The sequence below is a fragment of the Rhizobium sp. RU33A genome, assembly GCF_900156055.1.
GTDB lineage: Bacteria > Pseudomonadota > Alphaproteobacteria > Rhizobiales > Rhizobiaceae > Allorhizobium.
Genome location: NZ_FTMQ01000001.1, coordinates 572,057 through 591,406, shown reverse-complemented (window position 1 = coordinate 591,406; position 19,350 = coordinate 572,057). Strand labels below are relative to the sequence as shown.

Genomic DNA, 19,350 nt, shown 5'->3' with positions numbered 1-19,350 from the left:
CGGTGCAGCCAATTGTCTTTCGATAAGTTTTGACGGGGCGCGAGACCGTCAACAATGGACGCATCGCGTCTTTTGTTGCACAAATCGAACATGACGAAACGCAAGCAGCTATTACGGGCCTCGATCCCGACCTACGAGCTTTATGGCGAGGACGATCCCGCGGGGTCGCGATTCTGGGTGCATTGCGAGACAATTCCGGCTCGCAGCGCACTGCACCAATGGGAAATCGGGCTGCACAGACACGAACGCTATTTCCAGATCCTGCTCGTGACGGGCGGCTCCGGCGATGCGGTTTTCGAAGGAGACATTGTCCGTTTCGAACCGGTCTCGATCGTTACCGTTCCACCCGCTATCGGGCATGGGTTCCGCTTTTCGCCAGAGATCGACGGCTACGTCTTTACCTTTCTCGCCAGTCGCCTGCCGGTTCGACCGGGAGAGCCGAGCGCACTTGGACAGTTCCTGTCGGCGCCAAGCGTGACGCGGCTTGCCCCCGAGGATCCGGAGGGGCAGTTGATCCTCGCCCACCTGCTCAGGGTCGCGAGCGAGTGGCAGGGGCGGCTTACGGGGCGCACCGTGCTGATGGAGACGGGGCTTGCAGCGGCCCTTGCGCTTGCTGCCCGTCTCGCTGCCCAGGGCGAAACCGAGAAAGAAGCGACCGATGAGAATGATCGCAGGCGCGAGGCCTTCTCGTCACTGCTGCATCGGGAGGTCCGCAACCATCGTTCGGCATCGTTCTATGCCCATGCGCTGGGGATCACACCGACCCATCTGAACCGGGTGCTCAAGGCAAAGACAGGCCTTGGCACACAGGAGCTGGTGGCGAGACGCCTGATCGAGGAAGCACAACGCGAGCTGCTGTTCACGCCCGGCAGCATCAAGGAAATCGCATTCCGCCTCGGCTTTTCCGATCCGGCTTATTTCTCCCGCTTCTTCAGTCGACAGACAGGGATGACACCGGCCAGCTGGCGCAGCCAGGAACAGACCCGCCTGGGATCCCGGGCGGAAGATGCAGCAACAGTCAAGGCTGGCTGAACAGATCGATCAGAACCGGCCGCATCTCGTTCATCGGCCATTCCCTGGTCTGTGCCTCCGGGCGCATGCCGGGGAGGAACCCTTCCCGCTCAAAGCGGGCGACCAGGTCCCGGTCAGCCGATACGACATGGATCGGGACGGCGCGCGATGCGTTGGGACCGGTGATGATGGCCGCAGGCTGATGATCGCCGAGGATTACGAAGACGGTATCCTCGCCAAATCGCGCCATGTAGCTGCCGAGGGTTTCGAGGGAATAGTCGATCGTCTGGATGTATTGGGCGCGAACACGGTCCGGGTCGGCCCAGACGACCCGAGGCGGGTCGCCGCTTTCCGCCTGTGCGTTGAAGATCGAGCCATCGCCGACGTCGTCCCAGTCGATGAGGAGGGCAACAGGTGTCCACGGCGCATGGCTAGAGATCAGCGCCACTTCCGCCATCACGCGTTCGCCCGCAGCCCGAGCGGGAGTACGACCCAGGCGTTCGAAGGCTGACAGGGTATACTGATCCGGCATCGTGACCCAGTTGAAGGGCTTGCCCTGGTAATCGAGGTCGGCTGCCGCCAGGATCTGGCGATATCCGTAGTAGGCGGCTTCAGGCCACTCCATCGTAATGGCAGGCATGGCCGCGATGCTCTTCCATCCGGCTTCGGCAAACAGCCTGTTGAGGCTCGGTTGCTCGCTGATCATCAAGCGGTCGTAGCGTGCCTGACTGTCGACCCAAAGGCCGGAGAGGAGCGTTCCGTGCGCCAGCCAGCTGAGACCGCCAACGGTAGGCGCGGTGACCCAGGCACTGGCGGAGACGAGACCGGCGCGCTCAATTTCGGCTTGGACGCTTGCGAGGCGTGGTCGGGTGATCGACGCATAACGAGGATCCTCCACCGCCGAGCGGCCATAGGATTCAACGAAGATCAGCACGAAGTCCTTGTCCTTGACGCGTCCGAAGAGCCCGGCGCCGTTGCGGGGCCCCTCTCCCCGCGCAAGAGCGGTTTCAAAGACATGCATGTCCTGAACAGAGCGGATGACAAGTGTCAGGCGCTTGTTGAGGTAAGAGGGCATGCGCGCCTCGACCCGGGGCGCGTCCAAAACAATCGCAATCCCGCCGAGAAGGGTGATCGCCACGAGTGACAGAACCAGCCATGAGCGTGCGGGACGCCCGATCTCCGTCAATCGGCGCGCCCCCCACAGAAACAGCATCAGTACGGCCAGAAGACCTATGAGCGCGGCCGCGACCGCTGCAAAGGCTGCCAAGGTGCCGACGGTCCCGGAAATCAGATTCCAGCCATCGGCCAGCATCTTGATATCGAGATAGGGATTGAAAGGGCGCTGAAAGGCAGCCTGGGTGCCGATATCGGCCACTTTCAGGAACAGAATCAGAAGCAGGACCAGCCCGCACAGAAGCCCGATCGGTCGGCGCAGGCTCCGCGGGGCCGCGAGCAAGAGCAGCAGCATCAATGCCCATTCGAGCGGCAGGCGGGCGAAAGCATTGAGGTCGACTGCATCGGGATGGTCCGGCAAGGTGAAGGCAAACCACGCGATCACAGTCACCACGACAGCGCCAATATAAGACTTCAGCGTGTTGGCTGACTTCAGCATCCAGTTGCTCCGCTCCTGAGAGGGGCAGATCGATTGCACGCAAGAGGATTTGCCGTCATGAAGGTCCGCTGCCTCTCTTTCCGCGTATAAGACAGCGAAAGATCACTCACCCTCGACGAAAGCCCCGCCGCTTGCCCATTCTGCGTTTCCTTGCTCCCGTCGCGCTGATCGCGCTCCTGGCATTCCTCCTGTCCAGAACGGATCTGACCGCGCTGGGTGCCGCCTTCTCGCAGATCTCCGTTACGCATGTGATCGCCGGTCTGGCCTTCGTGCAGGTGCAGATCATCGTCTCGGCGCTGCGCTGGCGCTTTACCGCGGGCCGTCTGGGCGAACAGTTCTCGGCGAGCGTCGCGATCAGCGAGTATTACGTGGCGAGCCTCCTCAATCAGAGCTTGCCGGGCGGTGTCGCCGGTGATGCCGTGCGCGCCTACCGTATGCGCAATGCCGGGGTCGGCGGATGGAAAGCGCCTGCCAAGGCCGTGATTTTCGAACGGCTTTCCGGCCAGGCAGCCTTTTTCGTTCTGGCGCTTTCCGGCCTGTTCGCCTGGCCGTTCGTTCTCGGAGGCGCGGAGGCCGGTCGTCAGGCCTTGCTGCTGGTGCTGTGCTTCTTGCTGTTCGCCGCCGCGGTTTGGGCGGGCCTGATCATTGTGAAGCGCCGGTACCAGGGAGGCAGCCATATTGGGGATGAGCTGTCTTGCGTCTTCATCCGCCGCGGCGCGCTGCCTGTTCAGGCGGGGCTCAGCCTTGTGATCGTCGGCAGTTACGTCGCGACCTTCTTTCTTGCGAGCCATGCCGTTGGCGCGCCCCTCCCCGGCATTGCGGCATTCACGATCATTCCGCTCTGCCTGATCGCCATGCTGATCCCGGCTGGCTTCGGAGGCTGGGGCACGCGGGAAGCGGCGGCCATGGCGCTCTGGCCACTGCTCGGCGCCACAGACAGCCAGGGCCTGGCAGCGAGCATCGTCTATGGCGGTCTCTCTCTTGCCGGCGCCCTGCCGGGTCTCGCGATTCTCTCGCTCGAGGCCATCCGCGGAAAGCCGCGTCGCGCCTGAACGCCTTGTCATCGGGCCTCTACCCGGGCGTAAACGTCGCCGGATTGCGCTTCAGGAGGCATTTGCGACAGCTCGACCAGCAGTTCGTCTGCCGATTTCCAGCGGTCCGACACGAACCGATGCTGCTCTCCCACGACCCGGTTGAAGCGATAATTGCCGATGCCCATCAGACGATCGATCGCGTTGGACGCAACGGAGGGCATGGCCGGAATGTATTCGAAGGCGATCAGGGGTATCGGCTTTGAAAGGCCGTAGAGAATTTCCGCCTCTGCGCCCTCGACGTCGATCTTGCAAAAGGCAGGCATACCGTATTTCGCGACGAGATGATCGAGCGTCACCATCGGCACCGTGACCTTTCGGTCCCAGACGACCTGCGAAAACCCCTTGCTTTGCTTCACCGTCTCGACGAAGCGGCTGGAAATGCTTGTGACCGTCGGATGGCGGCTCGAGATCAGCAAATCGATCTGCCCGGCGCTCCGACCGACGGCCACCCGTTCGAAGCCGGTCAACGCTCCTGCAAAGCGGCTTTCAATGAAGTCTGCGAAAGCCGGCTGCGGTTCGACCGCCACGACTTTCGCCCCGAGCTTCAAGAGTGTGCTGCTGCGGCTGCCGACATGGGCGCCGATGTCGAAGACGAGCTCACCCGGCTTGACGATCGATGCATAGAACTGCCGCAGAGCCGATCTACGCCAGGGCTGGCCGTAGTAGACGACGAGTGAGCGGGCGAGGCCGAATGATGTCGAGAGACGCTCGGTGAGACTGGTCATGGCGTGACGGGCCGACGCAGCAGGTAGAGCACGTCCACCGTGAACGAATAGCCGAGCGCCAGAAGCGCGACCGCTGCGATGACGGTCGAATAGGGAACGGTCACGAAGGGGATCAGAATCAGGCACAGTGCCGAAATCTGAATGACGCAGACGAGCTTGCGTCGGAACGAGGGAAAGAGGTCGCCGTTCAGCTTCGGCAACACCCAGCCTGCGGCCACGAAACCGTAGCGCATCAGGCCGATCAGCAATACCCAGAGACCCGCCTTTTCCAGGAAGGCTGCGGCGACGGACAGGACCAGGATCAGCAGTGCATCGACTTCCATATCAAAACGTGCACCGAAGGCCGATTCATGCCCGTAGCTTCGCGCGAGATAGCCATCGACGCCGTCTAGCGCCAAGGCGATGAGTACCACACCGGCGAGTGTCCAGAGTGCCGTATCGGTCGCAGCGAGACTGTCGAAACACAGCACGGTCGCGCCGGTCAGGCTGACGAGACAAGCGCGAAAGGCAGTGACGAGATTGGCCGGGCCGAACTTGCGATGGGGGTGATCGGGCAAAGCATAAACCACGAGCGCAAACATCAGCGCGAGCGAGAGAATGACCGAGGCCACGAAATCCCAGCCGAGGGGGAGGTGAAAGGAGACAATCACCGCGACGACCGATGTGCCGACAAGCAGGCCGGAGAGACCCGCCAACGTATTCATCAGCAGTCCGCGACGCTGCCGCAGCATCGCGACCCAGTCGACCCGAGCATCTGCCCATGGCCGACCGAAGTCATCGCCGCCAAGCCGTTCAGGCTCGCTTGCCATCTTGCAATCCTCCCTGCCCGCCTGGAGCTTATTCTGCTGCGACCAGAGTTTCCAGATCCAGCATGTGGCCGGCGCGCAAGGTCTTAGTGCGCAGATAGTTTTCGTTCTCCGCCGTGACCCGACCGGTGACCGACGCACGTGCCTCTACCTCGATGCCACCGAGCTTGAGGCCGGCGATCTTGGTCGGGTTGTTGGTGTAGACCGCCACCTTCGCGATCTCGAGATGGCGGAGCATGGCAACGGCTGCTTCATAACGGCGATGATCTTCGGCGAGCCCGAGTTCGGCATCCGCATCGATCGTGTCGAGGCCGAGATGCTGATAGCCATAAGCACGCATCTTGGCGCCGATGCCCGTGCCGCGCCCTTCCTGGTCCAGATACAGCAGCACGCCGCCGCCCGCCTGCTTGAGCAGGGCAAGACCATTGCGCAGCTGGTCGCCGCAATCGCATTTCAGCGAGCCGCAGAGATCGCCGGTAAGGCAGGACGAGTGAATGCGGATCGGCACGGTCTTCGTGACATCCGGCTTGCCGACGACGATGGCAACCTGATCCTTCTGAGCCAGGCCACCGCGGAAGACGACGAAATCGGCATCACCAAGATCTTTCAAGGGAACGCGGGTGCGCACGACCTGGTCGAAGCGCTGGCGAGCGGCATCCGCGCCTTTCAAACGGCTGGAGGCGATCTCGCAGCAACCGCCGAACCGATCTGTGATGGTCGTGACATCTGCCAGCACCATGGCCGGCAGCAACAGCGCCAGGCGGGCCAGTTCTGTCGTCTGTGTCGCCAGTGCATCAGCTGGCTGCCACAAAGCCGGCTTTTCCGCGCCGAGTGTGTAAGCCAGCCGTGAGGCATCATCGAAAGACAGACCGGCCAGCGGCGTGATCACGTCCTGTTCGGCCCCGATCCCCAAGCGACCGGCCCGCGGCGCGGTCAAGAGGAGGCCGTGGCGGTTTCCGGTGACGGCTGCGAATTGATCGAAAAGCGAAGGCGCCACACAGTCGAGCGCCAGAACAGCAAGCTTTCGTTCTCCCTCCGTTACGATCACGGGGCGACCATAGCGCAGCTCGGCTACGGCGCGTTCTACTTCGATTTCGGCGGTCGAGAATTGGAAAGCGGACTGGCTGGACTTGGACATGAGGCGTACTCTCCCTATCAGTGGCAACCATTACGCCGAAGTTTCAGCGATGGTTTGCGCATCCGCCATAAATTTATTTTGATGGCGGCTAAGGAACAAAATGTCTTCTTCGGCAATACGTTCCATTGGTGTGCTCATTTAGGGTGGGGGTTGTGCAGTTTGAAGGTCGTGGCGAATGAACAAACCGTGTCTGCCAGAGACACGGCGGCTGCGCTGTGGTTTGAGGCAAAGGAAATCTGCCGGCTCCGGCATGAGCCGCTTGGCATGCCTGCTGAAAACGAAGTGCTCGTGCGAACACTCTACAGCGGGATCAGCCGCGGAACTGAGTCCCTGATCTTTCAGGGTGCGGTTCCTCAAAGCGAATTTGAACGCATGCGCGGACCGCATATGGAAGGCGAGTTCCCCTTTCCGGTCAAATATGGTTACGCAGCCGTCGGTGAAATCGTCGGCGGCGCCCCTGACCTCGTCGGACGCAATGTCTTTGCCCTTCATCCTCACCAGGATCGCTTCATCCTCCCGTCAGACCAAGTAACCCTGTTACCGGACGCGCTGCCGCCGCGACGGGCGGTGCTTGCCGCCAATATGGAAACAGCGCTCAACATCATCTGGGATGCAGGCGTGCAGCCGGGCGACCGCGTCGCCGTCTTCGGCGCCGGCGTCGTCGGGACGCTCGTCGCCTTTCTCGCTTCGCGGATCGCCGGTACAGAGACTGTGCTGATCGACAAGGATCCGGCGCGCCGCAAACTGGCTTCCGATCTGGACCTCACGTTTGCCGAGCCCGACATGATCGACGGGGAATTCGACATCTTGATCAATGCCAGCGCAGCCGGAGCGGCACTGGAAAACGCGATCGCACATGCGGGCTTTGAAGCAAGAATTGTCGAAGCCAGCTGGTATGGCGACCGCATGGTCAGCATTCCCCTGGGCGGTGCGTTTCATTCTCGCCGCCTGTCCCTCATCAGTTCGCAGGTCGGTGGAATCCCGTCTACACGCCGGGCTCGCTGGACTTATCGTCGGCGAATGAGCAAGGCGCTGGAACTGCTCCTGGATCCGCGTCTCGAGCGCCTTATCTCAGGTGAGACCGCTTTTTCTGAACTGCCAGACGCCTACGCTCGTATCCTCTCCACACAGGACACCCTGTGCCATCGCATCCGCTACTGACGAAAGAGATCTCATGTTCGCTGTTGAAGTCCGAGACCACATCATGATCGCCCACAGCCTACCGCGCCCGGTCTTCGGGCCTGCACAGGGGATGCATGGCGCAACCTTTGTCGTCGATGCGGCCTTTTTCACCAAGGACGTGGACGAGGATGGCCTGGCCGTCGACATCGGTGCTGCGACAACCGTTTTGTCCGAGGTCTTGAAGCCGCTGAACTATCAGAACCTGGACGAGCTTGCGGTCTTCAAAGGTAAGATCAGCACGACGGAAGTCATTGCAAAACACATCTTCGACCAACTGGCGCAGGCCGTGTCCGACAAGCGTCTTGGCCCCGGCAGCCACCGGATCTGCCGCCTGAAGGTCATGCTGCACGAATCCCACGCCGCCCGCGGCTGGTACGAGGCCGATCTTTGAGCCGTTCCCTCGTGTTCGCCTATCCGGGCGACCTGTCTTTGAAGACCGGCGGTTATGGCTATGACCGCCGGGTAATCGATGGACTTCGCGAATGCGGCTGGCAGGTCAGGCTTCTGCCACTTGGCGACGGGTTTCCGGTTCCCACCGCAGACACGCTCGACCGGGCGGAAGCAGCCCTGTCGTCACTGCCGGACGGGACGCTGGTTATGATCGACGGGCTCGCCTTCGGCGTGCTCGATACCTGGGCGAGAGCCAATGCCGAACGGCTCAGGATCATTGCTCTTGTTCATCATCCGCTCGCCCTCGAAACGGGGCTGTCGGACGAAGAGCAGCAGCGCTTCCGTCAGGGCGAACAGAGGGCGCTGGCAGCAGCCCGGCATGTGATCGTGACCTCACCAATGACGGCACGTGAACTTGCGTCCAATTACGACGTCGAATCCTCCAGCATCACGGTCGCCCTGCCCGGGATCGACAAGAGCGATGCAAGACGCGTCGTGAATGCGGTCCCGCAGATCCTCTCGGTCGGCACGCTCACCCGCCGCAAGGGACACGACGTGCTGCTGAGGGCTCTCAAATCGGTCGAGGATCTCGACTGGCAGGCCGTGATCATCGGCAGCAAGAGCCTCGATCCTTCGACGAGCGAAGCGCTGGCGCGACAGGTGGAAGCGCTGGGACTGGAAGCGCGCGTTCAGTTGCTCGGCGAGGTCGAGGATCCGCAGGTGAGCTTCGCCTCGGCGGACATCTTTGCGCTTGCGAGCCGGTATGAAGGCTATGGGATGGTGTTTGCCGAAGCTCTGTCTCACGGGCTTCCGATCGTGGCGTGCCATGCCGGAGCGGTTCCAGACGTGGTTCCTGCTGACGCTGGCATACTGGTGCCGGTCGATGACGCGCCGGCTTTCGGAGAGGCGCTCCGTCGTTTGCTGCAAAGCACGCAGGAACGGGAGACGCGGTCTGCGGCGGCCCTTCAAGCCGGCAGCCTCTTGCCGACATGGTCTGACACGGCAGCAATCATTTCCAACACACTGGATGGAATTTCATGAGCGGCTTCAACAAGGACTGGCTGGCACTGCGCGAACCTGTCGATATGAGAGCGCGGGGAAAGTCGCTGGTCGAGCAACTGTCGCAGCATCTCGGCGGCATAGAGCGCCCCAACATACTCGATATCGGCTGCGGCACCGGCTCGACCTGGCGGAGCCTGGCACATCGCTTCCCTGCTGATTCTAAATGGCAGTTGCTAGACTACGACCCGCTGCTGCTGGCGGAGGCCGAGCGCCGTATCGGAGATCAACAGGACGTCTCGTTTCGCCAGTTCGATCTGAACGAGATCGACACGCTGCCGCTGACCGAGGTGAGCGTGGTCACGGCATCGGCTCTCTTCGATCTCTGCTCGGGAGAGTTCTGCGATCACTTTGCCAAAACGCTCGCCGTGAGCAAAACGGGGCTTTATGCCGCGCTGAACTATGACGGCGTCATGGAATGGTCGGTTGCCCATCCGCTCGATGAACAGGTCGCCAAGGACTTCAATCAGCACCAGCATTTCGACAAGGGCTTTGGGCCGGCACTCGGCCCAGATGCGACTGCGCATCTAAAGCAAGGTTTCGAGCGTTTGGGCTACGCGGTCTCGGTTGCCACGAGCCCCTGGGTGATGGGTCCGGATGACGGTGACTTGCAGGCCGCTTTCCTTGAGGGGCTCGAACAGCCGCTTTCGGAGATCGGTACTCTGACTGACGGCCAAATCAGGGACTGGCTGGATTTCCGGCTCGCGAAGATCGAAGAGGCCGGAAGCTCATGCGTGGTCGGCCACTCGGATATCCTCGCGCTCCCCCGCCACTGAAGCAGCAGATTGTTTCAAGTCGCAATCGAACAGGATGTCGCTGCCGAGGCTATAGACCTTGGCGGCCGGCCGGTGAGCGCTTGAGAGCTTGTCGATCGGCGGCAGCGCGATGCCGGCAGGTCCCGAGCCAATGATCAGCGGGGCAATTGCGACGTGCAGGCGATCGACAAGGTCAGCTTCGATGAAGCGGGCGATCGTGCGGGCGCCTCCCTCGACGAGTATGCGACGCAGACCGCGGTCCGCGAGTGCGTCCAGAATGTCCTGAGGATCGAGGCCGCCCTCGCCCCTGCGAACGCTGATAACGTCGACTCCATGGGATTTGACCGGCGCATCATGGCCCTGCACGAGAATGACCGGTGCGCCGCCGTCGCGAAATAGGCGTTCGTCGCCGGTCAGTTCCGCGCGGCAATCAATGACGACGCGGACAGGATTGGGGCCCTTCACGGCCCGAACGGAAAGCCTTGGGTCGTCGCATTTGACGGTGCCGACACCGACAATCACGGCTTCCACGAGGGCGCGACAGCGATGAAGATGCGCGATGCCGTCGCTTCCGGAAATGTCGCGTGCGTCACCGGACGGCGTGGCCACGCGGCCATCGAGCGACTGCCCAACCTGCGCCAAGACAAAGCTGCGATCTGCGGCGGCGATCGGGGCGTAGAGGGCCATGACGGGATCGCCTTCGTCTGCACCGGTCTGGCTTGCGCTGCCACGCATGGCAAGAAGGCGCGCCCAAAGCTGGTCCGTCATGTCGATCTTACGCATCGAGGTCCCGTCCTAGAGAGTTTTACAAAATGCGATACAGCGTACCGTCGCGGCGGATCACGTGATGGAAGACCACCGCCGAAATATGCAACGCAAAGAGAGCCAAAATGATCCACGCGCTCCAGGCATGGATTGCAGAAAGGGTGGACGCGATTTCCGGTGACTTGCCGATCGGGCTCCAGACGGTGAACAGACCAAACCACTTCAGCGGAAATCCATGGGCATTGGTTGCCAGAAACCCGGAAACCGGCATGACGATCAGGAAGACATAGAGAAGCCCGTGCACCAAATGGGCGGCCGCCTTTTCCAATCGCGGTGCCTCGACCAAAGGCGCCCCGCTTGTCAGCCTGGCGCCAATCCGCACCAGCATCAGCCATAGGACCATGAAGCCCAGGCTTTCATGGATCAGATAGAAGTCGAGTTTCACGTCGTCCTTCACGAACCCAATCATCTGGCCAAGCGGCCAAGTCATGAGCACAAGGACTGCAATCAGCCAATGGAGGATGCGCAAAGTGCCTGCATAGCGTTCGCCCGCCACCATCGATTGTGCGCCGTTCATTACACTTTACTCCGATCCCAGACCATTCGTGCGCCAGACCTCCTCGTCTGCCGCCCATCAGTCATCCGCCATCACGATGTGACGGTTTGACAACAATGTAAACGGAAGATCGGGGCTCGCAGATCATGTCACGCTGTGGTGATCAGAGCGTCGGAGGCGCTTTCTGGAAGAAAACATAGGAGCCTTTGGCGACCTTGAAGATATCGCAGTTGCGCCGGACCTTGCGATCGCCCTCCAGACGGAAGACACCGAGCGAGCCTGAAAAGCCATCAGGCGACATGAGCCGCTCGGGCCCGAAGGCCAGCTCCCGGAAACGACCCGCAAGGCCGATGGCCATCGCCATGGCGTCGAAGCCGTAGCCGGCCTGGGCCGAGGCCGGCATTCCATAACTAGCCATGTATCGGCTGCCGATCCTTGCCTGGACGTTCTGGTCGTAGCGACAGACGATGCTGCCTGTCAGCTTCGGCTCATTCAGGTCCTGGGCCGTCAGAACGGCACTCGCGACAATCCTGCGTCCCGGACGCGGCGGCTTGGCGGCATCCGCCTTCTTCAACACCTCGCCCGGCGACTTGATGCCGGGCATCAGCACCACCATGTCGGCCTTGCTCCACGAGTTCAGAGCCTTTGCAGGCAGCGTGCCGCCGCTCAGTTCGATAATCGGCTCAACCTTGCCGCCAAACGCCTTGATCTGGCTGGCGATGCGATCGGCCTGCGCCTTTTCCGCCGGAGAGGAGGCGAGGATCACCGCATGGGTCGCCCCTTCTGCCATTGCGAAGGATGCGCTCTCGATCAGGCTGTCGGCAGGGCTGGATACGAAAGGGTAGACATTTTCAGGCAGGACCGCCTCGTTGGTCTGGAATGCGACCATGGGGACCTGAAGTCCGCCCAGGCCACGCTGGATCGCTTCAAACTCCGCACCACGGGCGGTGGTGACGATGAAGGAGACCTGCTGGCGGGCCAAGGTCCTTGCCGCGGCCTCAATCGCTTCCGGCTTTTCCGTCGTCTCCAGCATGGTAAGCTTCACGACGTCGGTACCGAGCGTATTGACAGCCAGAGCGGTACCATCCCGGTATTCGCTATCGGCCTGGCGGCTCGGTTGATCTGCACGACGAACGCCGAGATACGCGACCTTCACCGAACCGGATCCCAGGGTCTGGTTATAGAGCCCTGTATCGTTGGTAGGCGCCACGGCTGCAGAGGCTCCGCCTTCACTAGCGTTCGGCTTGAAGTCATCGGTCTGACAAGAGGAGAGAGCTGCAACCAGCAGAACCGAAGCTCCGGCGCGCAGGAAGCTCCGCGTAAAGTGTTTTATTCCGACCATGATGGCGCCAAGTCTCGTTCCTGATCCGTTGGCGGACCGTAAGCATTGGCACTCGGCGAAGCAAGAGCGAAGGTGTTCCATATCTGGGCAGACTGCAGCAAAAGCAACAGCTGGGCTCGACTGCCAATACAGGAGAACGGCTTAGATTCCAGACGCCGTCAACGCCTGAGCTTCCTGCCTTCTGGCCACTTTGGTTAACAACATCTCTCAATTATCGACCAGATTTTACTTTAATATAGCGATGCATATTCAAAGTATAGAAGCCATCTATACGAACCGATAATTCAAGCATTGCGGCTATTCTTCAAGCAACAATTGGAGAATAGCGATGCTCAAGAAGAACAAGAACATTGTCGCAGTCTCGGCCCTCGTAGCGGCTACCCTGGTTTCATCCGGTTCGATGGCGGCTCCCATGCTGCCTCACACGATGACGTCTTACTCAAACGTCGCCCAGACGCTCGTGCTTGGAATGAGCCCGCTTGCAGGCTCGCTCGGCACAAATCTCTTCGGCAATATCGAGCAGCGCTGGTCCCAGACCACTGAACTCTTTGCCCAGTCGATCGCTACGCAGGTTGTCGCGTTCACCCCGACGCGCACCGAGCTTTCGACCGGCACTGTCGCCAAAGCGGCGAAAGAGGTGGCGCCGAACCGGCGCAAGACACCGACCAACGACGTTTTTGAGTCTGTGGCCATTCCCTTCAAGAAACTCGGCGCACTGAAGAAGGCGGCACCGACCTTTGCCGAGATCGCCAAGGGCACCGCGCTTCAGTGCGGCGGCGCCAATTGTTTCGACATGGATGCAGTCGTCCACCGGACATCAGCCGGCAACGGCATGTCTTCGCTCCGCGACAAGCTCAATCTCGTCAATCACGAGGTGAACCGCCGTATCAAGTATCGCAAGGATATCGATAGTCACGGTCGGGTGGATCAGTGGTCCTCCCCGTCCCAGACCCTCGCTTCCGGCTACGGCGACTGCGAAGACTATGCCCTGTTGAAAATGGCGGTCCTCGAAGCACAGGGCTTTTCACTGCAGGACATGACTGTCGTCATCCTCTACGATAAAAAGCGGCACTTCTATCATGCCGTTCTGTCGGTCGAGATCCAGGGAACACACTACATCCTGGACAACATGCGAGATCAGGTTCTGGCGGACAGCCGCCTGCCTGATTACCAGCCGCTCTTTTCCATCTCCAATGGCCGCGGCTTCCTGCACGGTACCCGCACCAAGGGTAAGGCTATGGCCATGAAGAGCTTCGACAGCATCGCACCGGGCGAAGGCGGGGAACTCTGAACGGATCTTCTGCTCCAGCCGTGCAGCTCGACTTCAGCCCCGGACGACGTAGCCGATGACCATCTGCTTCTGATGGCTCGGCGCCATGGCGAGGTTCATCTGGCCGGTCAGCTGCTTTCCGGCGCAGGTTGCCGTGAAACCGGTCGTTATCATCTTGCCCTTTGACGAAAGGCTCTGCAGCGCTTCATCGACCTGCGTGTCGAGAACAAAGCGGAAGCCCGCCGACAGCTGGGCGATATTGCCCAGCACAAGCTTCTGCTTCAGCATTGTCATGAAGGGTTCGTTGAAAAACTGGATCTTTTTGTCACGCGTAAGGACGATGGCAGGCGTCGGGCAGGCCTGGATCAGCGCATTCAGATTTTCAACCGAATAGACATTCTCCATCAGCGACAGCCGACGCCACATCCAGCGAAATGCAAGCACGCGCAGCGTGGATGCCAGATTGCCATTCTCGCCCATCTGGCCGGCAGCCTGCTCCACCACATCGCCCAGAGATTGCCGAGAACCGCTCAGCAGCCAGGCGAGGCCGTCCCAGTACACGCTTTCCAGGCGGATACCCCGGCGCGCGCCGCCCTTGCCGATGATCGCGCGAAATTTCGGTTCCGCGTCATGCTCCTCGACATGCCGCATCGCGGCCGGGTTCAATTCGGCCGGTTCTGAGTAAGACGCTTGCCGATCGGAAAGGGCCATGGCTCACCGCTCGGTCAGGGCGACGGATTGCGCCTTGTTGATCGGCTTCATCAGATAGCTCAGGATGGTTTTGCGACCGGTCATGATTTCCGCCGAGGCGACCATGCCCGGAATGATGGGATAGCTCTTTTCGCCGCGCATCAGCTCGGACTGGTCTGTTTTGACCTGGACCAGATAGAAGGTCTCACCCTTGTCCTTGTCGACAATACTGTCGGCGGAGATATTGGTCACCACGCCTTCCAGGCCGCCGAATATCGAGAAGTCGTAAGCCGTGACTTTCACGATCGCCTTCTGACCGCGCGTCACGAATGCGACGTCACGCGGTGAAATCTTGGCTTCGATCAGAAGCGTATCTGCGGTGGGGACAATGCCGGCGACCACGGTGCCGGGGTCGACATAGGCGCCGATCGTATTGACCTCGAGCGTGTTGACGATGCCATCCACCGGGGAGCGGATATCGGTTCGGCTGACACGATCGGTCGCGCCGCGGATCGTTTCGTCGATGACCGAGAGTTCCGCGAGGGTCTGTGCCTTTTCCGTCAATGCCTGCTGACGCAGCTGAAGCGCCAGTTCCTCCACCTGAAGACGCGCTTCCTCTACTGCGCCGCGCAGCCGCTCGAGGCTCTCCTGATAGACCGTGATCTGGCCGCGCTGATCAGTCAGTTCGCGCTCAAGCGCAATCAGCTCGGTCTGTGCCACAAGGCCTTTCTTGGCGAGCGGGCTCATCAGATCGTATTGCCGCGTCGCCTGGGTGATGTTCTGCTCGAGGCGCACGATATTGGCCTGAGCCTCGCTCAGTTCGTTTTCGCGCTGACGCACGCGCTCCCGAAGCACGCCCGCCTTGTTGATGTAGGATGCCTTGTTCGCGGCAAAGAGCTGCTCCTCATTTGCGCAAACCTGGCTGGCGACGGACAGAACGTCGTCCGGACAGACGAAAGCGACGTCGTAGGAGCCGGCCTCTTCCAGCGCCAGGCGCGCAATCTTGGCGCCAAGGGCGCGTGCCTTCGCGACGGACTCACCGAGCGACGATTCCGTCGTCGTGTTGTTGAGCTGGACGATCAGTTCACCCTTCCGTACGACCTGACCGACCTGTACGGCGATGGTTTCGACCACGCCTGCTTCGGACGACTGCACGATCTGTGTCTTGGAAACGGGAACGACCTTTCCTTCCCCTCTTGCGATCTCGTCAATTTCGGCGATTGCAGCCCATGCCAGAAAAAGCACGATGAGGGACGCCACGAGAAACACGATCATGCGGGCCATGAATGGAGGCGTGTCGGCAACCGGGCGGCTCATGGCTTCACGCCCTTCTTCTGCATGGCTTCGATAACCTGATGCTTCGGCCCGTCGGCCACTACACGGCCCTTGTCGAGGACGATCAGACGATCAACGAGATCGAGCATGGTGAAGCGATGGGTGGCAATCAGAAGCGTGGTGTTCTTGTCGAAGGCGCTCGACAACCGGTTGATCAGATGGCGCTCGCTGGCCAGATCCATGGCGCCCGAGGGCTCGTCGAGGAAAACGATCTTCGGTTTCGTCAGCAAGAGACGTGCGATCGTCATGGCCTGTTTCTGGCCGCTCGAGAGGTTGGAACCGCGCTCACCGACAGGCATGTCGAAGCCGCGGGGATGGCGCGAGACGAAGTCTTCCACGCCGGTCATGCGGGCCACTTCAAGCAGTTCCTCGTCGGTGGCATCCGCGCGACCGATCAGGAGGTTCTCCTTGACCGTCCCGGAGAAAAGATCCGAGGATTGACCCGCGACAGCGACGGCCGAGCGAACCTCAGACATATGATACTGGCGAATATCGACGCCATCGATCAGAACGCGCCCGTCCGTCGGGACGAAGAGACCATCGAGCAGACGGCCAAGCGTCGTCTTGCCGGAACCGATCCGGCCAATGATGCCGACCTTTTCACCGGGCGCGACGGTCAGGGACAGCTTGCTGATAACTGGATTGTCCGAGCCCGGATACTGAAAGTTCACATCCTGGAAACTGAAACCGCCTTGCTTGATCTCGCGGTTGACGAAACCGACCGTCGACGGCCGATCCTCGGGCTGCTCCATCACCTGATCGAGAATTCTGAGCGACAGCGTCGCCTGACGAAAACGCGCGAGCGTCATGGCGATCTGGCCGAGCGGCGCGCCGGCACGGCTCGCAAGCATCACGGTGGCGATGATCGCGCCCATGGCGAGGCGCCCTTCCGAGAATTCGTAAGTGCCCGCGATCACGATCAGTACGCCGACAATCTGCTGGATCAGTGCCGTCAGGTTGATGGCATTGGTCGAGATGTGCTTGATCTCTTCGCTGGTCCGGCTCGAATGCTTCATCAACTCCTGCCAGCGACGCAGCATGGTCGCTTCGGCGCGCAGGCTTTTCAGCGTTTCGATGGTGGAGATCGTTTCTATCAGAAGCGCCTGCCGCTTCGATGCCTCGTTGGAGGCCGCCGCCATGCGATGGCCGATCTGGGCCTGGGCGCGAAGGCCGATCGCGATGGAGAGGATCAGCGCAACGGCCGGAATGATCGCAAGCCAGCCGGAGATCAGATAGATGACAATCAGGAAGATGAAGACGAAGGCCGTATCGATCATCAGACCGATCGTGTTCGAGGTGAAGAACTCACGCACAAACTCGTATTGCATGACGCGGTTGGCATATTCGCCCGTCGACAGTGGACGCGAGGCAAGCGTGGTGTTGAGCACCTTGTCGAAGATCATCTGCGACAGACGCAGGTCGGCGTTGCGGCCGGCGTGGTCGATCAGCGAGGCGCGCGCTTCCTTCAGCAGATAGTCGAAGAGATAGGCGAGCATGATGCCGGCCGCGAGCACCCACAAGGTGGGTATTGCCTTGTTGGGCAATACGCGGTCGTAAACGTTCATTGTGAAGAGCGGCGAGGCAAGCGCGATCAGGTTGATGAACAGTGCCGCAAGGATGACCCGCAGATAGGTGCGCCAATAGGGCATCAGCGCCCGCACAAGCCAATGGCGCTTCTCGATCTCATCCGCGCTACCGATATGCGCGTTTTCACTGTCGTTCCGATAAAAGAGCGTGAAGGCGAACAGGAATTCCGGACCGAGCGCCAGAAGCTCCTGGTGCGTCAGCCGCGCCGAAGCGATGCCTTCGCGGATATCGAGCGTGTAGACACCGTCTTCACTGACCTCGAGCAAGGGCAGCGTGCCGCCATCCTTGAGCACGACGATTGCCGGACAGTCAAAATCGTTTTCGCGGATCGCACGTTCGCCAATCCGCATGACCTGCAGGCCAATGCGCTCGGCGACATGTTCCACATCGTCGAGTTCGAGAGATTCAACAATTTCGTCCGGCAGACCTGAGAAAAGCACGGTATCGGAGCTGGGCCGACCGTAAAATGTGGCGACAGCCTTGAATGACGCACGAAAGCTCAGGCGGGCACGAGGGCCCGCCGGTTCGATCAACGAATTTAACATGTCATCCTATCGGATGGGCGTTTACTGGAGCGGCGCCAGGAGGTCCATCGGAATTCCCGCCTTTTGCCGCGGATCCCGCTCGACATAGGCCCCATTCGGGGTCGTCTTCACGGAGAATTCGTTGCGCGCGTAAGCGTCGGTCTGACCCACCGGCTTCGCATTCATGGTCTTCAGCAGGGAGCCAGAAGCCGCCAAGATCTTGTACTCCGCAAACAGAGCTGCGACGCGGGCCGTTTCGGCGACGATGCTGGTGTTGAAACGGGTGTTCTGCGCGTCGAGAACATCCAGAAGCGAGCGCTGGCCGATCTTGAACTGTTCGCCGTAAGACGAAACGAGCTGCGCATTCTGGGAGGACTGCGAGTTCAGGATCTGGGAGAGCTCGCCGCGGCTGCGGCGCTCATTCCAAGCCGAACGCACAGACTCTTCGATCTCGCGATGAACCTGATCGGACGCATAGCGCTGTTCGCTGGCGCGGCGGATCTGCTCCTGCTCGCGGGCCTGGTCGATACCACCGCGGTAGAGGTTCCAGCGGGCGACCAGGCGCACCTGAACGTCGTTGGTATTGCCCTGGCTGGTGCCTACATCATTGCCGACGCTGGCACGACCTTCCAGATCGACGGTCGGGGCGTAATTGGAGCGAGCAGCACGCACTGCAGCGTCAGCAGCATCGATGTCGGCGCGGGCCGAATAGATGCGCGGATTGTTGGATTTTGCGGTTGCGATGGCGTCATCCAGTGTGCGCGGGATGAACTTGGCAACGGAACCCGGAACTTTTGCATTCACGATCGGCTCGCCGACCGTCTTCAGGAAGCGGATCTTGGTGAGTTCCAACTCCTCCTGAGCTTCACGCAGGCGGGCCTGAGCGGCCGCGAGACGCTCACGCCCCTGGACCGCGTCGACTTCCGTCAGCGCGCCACCCGAGATCCCCTGGTTGATGTCAGAGAGAATGCCGTTGTGGAACGAGACGTTCTGCTGCGCCACACCGACGATCTTGGCCTGGAGGATGTATTCGAGATAGTCCTGAACGACCTGCAGGGCGATCGTCTCCGAACGCTCCAGAACACGGAAGGACGCACCGTCAACGCGCGAGGCCTGCTGATCGACCTGGGCCCGGCGGCCGCCGCCATCCAGGAGCCGCTGGGTGACCGTGAGACCGACCTCGGACGAATTAAAATCCTCGTAGTCCCGCGTCAGGGTTCCCGTGCTGTCGTTCGAGAGCCGCCGCTTTCCCACGCTCGCCTCCAGATCGATCGACGGGAGATAGAGACCGCGCGCCTGACGCAGTTCGAACTCGACCGCCTCGCGGTTCTGCACCGCCTGGGAAATCTGCGGGTTGGTCGTCAGAGCCTTTTGAATGGCCTCCTGAAGCGACATGGCGCTCGCAGGTGCAACAGACGCAATGGCAAAGGCTGCCGAGGTGTACAAGGCTGCGAATAAAGTCTTTCTGGTAAACAAAGGTCTGCCCCTACCCAATTCTTGCTTGGAGGT

The 19,350-nt window shown here is 60.9% G+C and carries 18 protein-coding genes; 7 read left to right on the top strand and 11 right to left on the bottom strand.

Going from position 1 to position 19,350, the window contains the following annotated elements:
* The first annotated feature begins 90 nt into the window (after window positions 1-90).
* Entirely contained in the window at window positions 91-1,032 is a 942-nt protein-coding gene (locus BW978_RS02870) for a helix-turn-helix domain-containing protein (protein WP_076393157.1), read from the top strand.
* Here the strand turns inward: BW978_RS02870 and BW978_RS02865 are convergent.
* Entirely contained in the window at window positions 1,019-2,623 is a 1,605-nt protein-coding gene (locus tag BW978_RS02865) for an LTA synthase family protein (RefSeq protein WP_076392018.1), read from the bottom strand. The genes BW978_RS02870 and BW978_RS02865 overlap by 14 nt on opposite strands.
* A 131-nt stretch (window positions 2,624-2,754) precedes the next feature.
* Between BW978_RS02865 and BW978_RS02860 the strand changes: the two genes are divergently transcribed.
* The gene (locus BW978_RS02860) at window positions 2,755-3,675 is read left to right on the top strand and encodes a lysylphosphatidylglycerol synthase transmembrane domain-containing protein (RefSeq protein WP_076392016.1); all 921 of its coding nucleotides are present in this window, start codon (window positions 2,755-2,757) and stop codon (window positions 3,673-3,675) included.
* Between the two features lie 8 nt (window positions 3,676-3,683).
* Here BW978_RS02860 and BW978_RS02855 read toward each other — a convergent pair whose 3' ends face one another.
* From BW978_RS02855 to ribA, 3 genes are read right to left on the bottom strand one after another with little or no spacing between them, the layout of a single operon-like run.
* A complete protein-coding gene (locus BW978_RS02855) occupies window positions 3,684-4,442 on the bottom strand; it encodes an FkbM family methyltransferase (protein WP_076392014.1) in 759 nt (252 codons plus the stop codon).
* The gene (locus BW978_RS02850) at window positions 4,439-5,251 is read right to left on the bottom strand and encodes a CDP-alcohol phosphatidyltransferase family protein (RefSeq protein WP_076392012.1); all 813 of its coding nucleotides are present in this window, start codon (window positions 5,249-5,251) and stop codon (window positions 4,439-4,441) included. Before BW978_RS02850 ends, BW978_RS02855 begins: the two co-directional genes overlap by 4 nt.
* 28 nt (window positions 5,252-5,279) lie before the next feature.
* Window positions 5,280-6,386 carry a GTP cyclohydrolase II RibA gene (gene ribA, locus BW978_RS02845; protein ID WP_076392010.1) on the bottom strand — a complete coding sequence of 369 codons (1,107 nt, stop codon included), beginning with the start codon at window positions 6,384-6,386 and terminating at the stop codon, window positions 5,280-5,282.
* Between ribA and BW978_RS02840 the strand changes: the two genes are divergently transcribed.
* The 4 genes from BW978_RS02840 to BW978_RS02825 are packed head-to-tail and all read left to right on the top strand — an operon-like array spanning window position 6,357 to window position 9,793.
* Complete coding sequence (locus BW978_RS02840; protein WP_244551872.1) at window positions 6,357-7,547, top strand: zinc-dependent alcohol dehydrogenase; 1,191 nt, start codon at window positions 6,357-6,359, stop codon at window positions 7,545-7,547. The two genes, ribA and BW978_RS02840, sit on opposite strands and share 30 nt — an antisense overlap.
* Window positions 7,548-7,560: 13 nt before the next feature.
* Complete coding sequence (locus BW978_RS02835) at window positions 7,561-7,959, top strand: 6-pyruvoyl trahydropterin synthase family protein (protein ID WP_054150908.1); 399 nt, start codon at window positions 7,561-7,563, stop codon at window positions 7,957-7,959.
* Entirely contained in the window at window positions 7,956-8,999 is a 1,044-nt protein-coding gene (locus tag BW978_RS02830; RefSeq protein WP_076392005.1) for a glycosyltransferase family 4 protein, read from the top strand. Before BW978_RS02835 ends, BW978_RS02830 begins: the two co-directional genes overlap by 4 nt.
* Entirely contained in the window at window positions 8,996-9,793 is a 798-nt protein-coding gene (locus BW978_RS02825) for a class I SAM-dependent methyltransferase (protein ID WP_076392003.1), read from the top strand. Before BW978_RS02830 ends, BW978_RS02825 begins: the two co-directional genes overlap by 4 nt.
* Here the strand turns inward: BW978_RS02825 and BW978_RS02820 are convergent.
* The 3 genes from BW978_RS02820 to BW978_RS02810 all read right to left on the bottom strand — a co-directional run bounded on the left by BW978_RS02820 (window position 9,746) and on the right by BW978_RS02810 (window position 12,435).
* Window positions 9,746-10,555: a RibD family protein gene (locus tag BW978_RS02820; RefSeq protein ID WP_076392002.1), complete on the bottom strand. Its 810-nt coding sequence runs from the start codon at window positions 10,553-10,555 to the stop codon at window positions 9,746-9,748. The genes BW978_RS02825 and BW978_RS02820 overlap by 48 nt on opposite strands.
* A 22-nt stretch (window positions 10,556-10,577) precedes the next feature.
* The gene (locus BW978_RS02815; protein WP_244551899.1) at window positions 10,578-11,096 is read right to left on the bottom strand and encodes a cytochrome b; all 519 of its coding nucleotides are present in this window, start codon (window positions 11,094-11,096) and stop codon (window positions 10,578-10,580) included.
* A gap of 160 nt (window positions 11,097-11,256) precedes the next feature.
* Window positions 11,257-12,435, bottom strand: a complete 1,179-nt coding sequence (locus tag BW978_RS02810) for a type 1 periplasmic-binding domain-containing protein (RefSeq protein WP_076392000.1) — start codon at window positions 12,433-12,435, stop codon at window positions 11,257-11,259.
* Between the two features lie 328 nt (window positions 12,436-12,763).
* Between BW978_RS02810 and BW978_RS02805 the strand changes: the two genes are divergently transcribed.
* Complete coding sequence (locus tag BW978_RS02805; RefSeq protein WP_076391998.1) at window positions 12,764-13,726, top strand: transglutaminase-like cysteine peptidase; 963 nt, start codon at window positions 12,764-12,766, stop codon at window positions 13,724-13,726.
* Between the two features lie 33 nt (window positions 13,727-13,759).
* Here the strand turns inward: BW978_RS02805 and BW978_RS02800 are convergent, their stop codons facing one another.
* The 4 genes from BW978_RS02800 to BW978_RS02785 are packed head-to-tail and all read right to left on the bottom strand — an operon-like array spanning window position 13,760 to window position 19,317.
* Complete coding sequence (locus BW978_RS02800) at window positions 13,760-14,416, bottom strand: ribbon-helix-helix domain-containing protein (RefSeq protein WP_244551871.1); 657 nt, start codon at window positions 14,414-14,416, stop codon at window positions 13,760-13,762.
* 3 nt (window positions 14,417-14,419) lie between these two features.
* A complete protein-coding gene (locus tag BW978_RS02795) occupies window positions 14,420-15,712 on the bottom strand; it encodes an HlyD family type I secretion periplasmic adaptor subunit (RefSeq protein WP_076391996.1) in 1,293 nt (430 codons plus the stop codon).
* Window positions 15,709-17,862: a type I secretion system permease/ATPase gene (locus tag BW978_RS02790; protein WP_076391994.1), complete on the bottom strand. Its 2,154-nt coding sequence runs from the start codon at window positions 17,860-17,862 to the stop codon at window positions 15,709-15,711. Before BW978_RS02790 ends, BW978_RS02795 begins: the two co-directional genes overlap by 4 nt.
* 21 nt (window positions 17,863-17,883) lie before the next feature.
* Window positions 17,884-19,317: a TolC family outer membrane protein gene (locus BW978_RS02785; RefSeq protein WP_244551870.1), complete on the bottom strand. Its 1,434-nt coding sequence runs from the start codon at window positions 19,315-19,317 to the stop codon at window positions 17,884-17,886.
* Window positions 19,318-19,350 lie beyond the last annotated feature (33 nt).

Coding starts and splice junctions, on each gene's coding strand:
- BW978_RS02870 (WP_076393157.1), top strand. CDS start 91: ATGACGAAACGCAAGCAGCTATTACGGGCCTCGATCCCGACCTACGAG.
- BW978_RS02865 (WP_076392018.1), bottom strand. CDS start 2,623: ATGCTGAAGTCAGCCAACACGCTGAAGTCTTATATTGGCGCTGTCGTG.
- BW978_RS02855 (WP_076392014.1), bottom strand. CDS start 4,442: ATGACCAGTCTCACCGAGCGTCTCTCGACATCATTCGGCCTCGCCCGC.
- BW978_RS02850 (WP_076392012.1), bottom strand. CDS start 5,251: ATGGCAAGCGAGCCTGAACGGCTTGGCGGCGATGACTTCGGTCGGCCA.
- ribA (WP_076392010.1), bottom strand. CDS start 6,386: ATGTCCAAGTCCAGCCAGTCCGCTTTCCAATTCTCGACCGCCGAAATC.
- BW978_RS02835 (WP_054150908.1), top strand. CDS start 7,561: ATGTTCGCTGTTGAAGTCCGAGACCACATCATGATCGCCCACAGCCTA.
- BW978_RS02825 (WP_076392003.1), top strand. CDS start 8,996: ATGAGCGGCTTCAACAAGGACTGGCTGGCACTGCGCGAACCTGTCGAT.
- BW978_RS02820 (WP_076392002.1), bottom strand. CDS start 10,555: ATGCGTAAGATCGACATGACGGACCAGCTTTGGGCGCGCCTTCTTGCC.
- BW978_RS02815 (WP_244551899.1), bottom strand. CDS start 11,096: ATGGTGGCGGGCGAACGCTATGCAGGCACTTTGCGCATCCTCCATTGG.
- BW978_RS02810 (WP_076392000.1), bottom strand. CDS start 12,435: ATGGTCGGAATAAAACACTTTACGCGGAGCTTCCTGCGCGCCGGAGCT.
- BW978_RS02805 (WP_076391998.1), top strand. CDS start 12,764: ATGCTCAAGAAGAACAAGAACATTGTCGCAGTCTCGGCCCTCGTAGCG.
- BW978_RS02800 (WP_244551871.1), bottom strand. CDS start 14,416: ATGGCCCTTTCCGATCGGCAAGCGTCTTACTCAGAACCGGCCGAATTG.
- BW978_RS02795 (WP_076391996.1), bottom strand. CDS start 15,712: ATGAGCCGCCCGGTTGCCGACACGCCTCCATTCATGGCCCGCATGATC.
- BW978_RS02790 (WP_076391994.1), bottom strand. CDS start 17,862: ATGTTAAATTCGTTGATCGAACCGGCGGGCCCTCGTGCCCGCCTGAGC.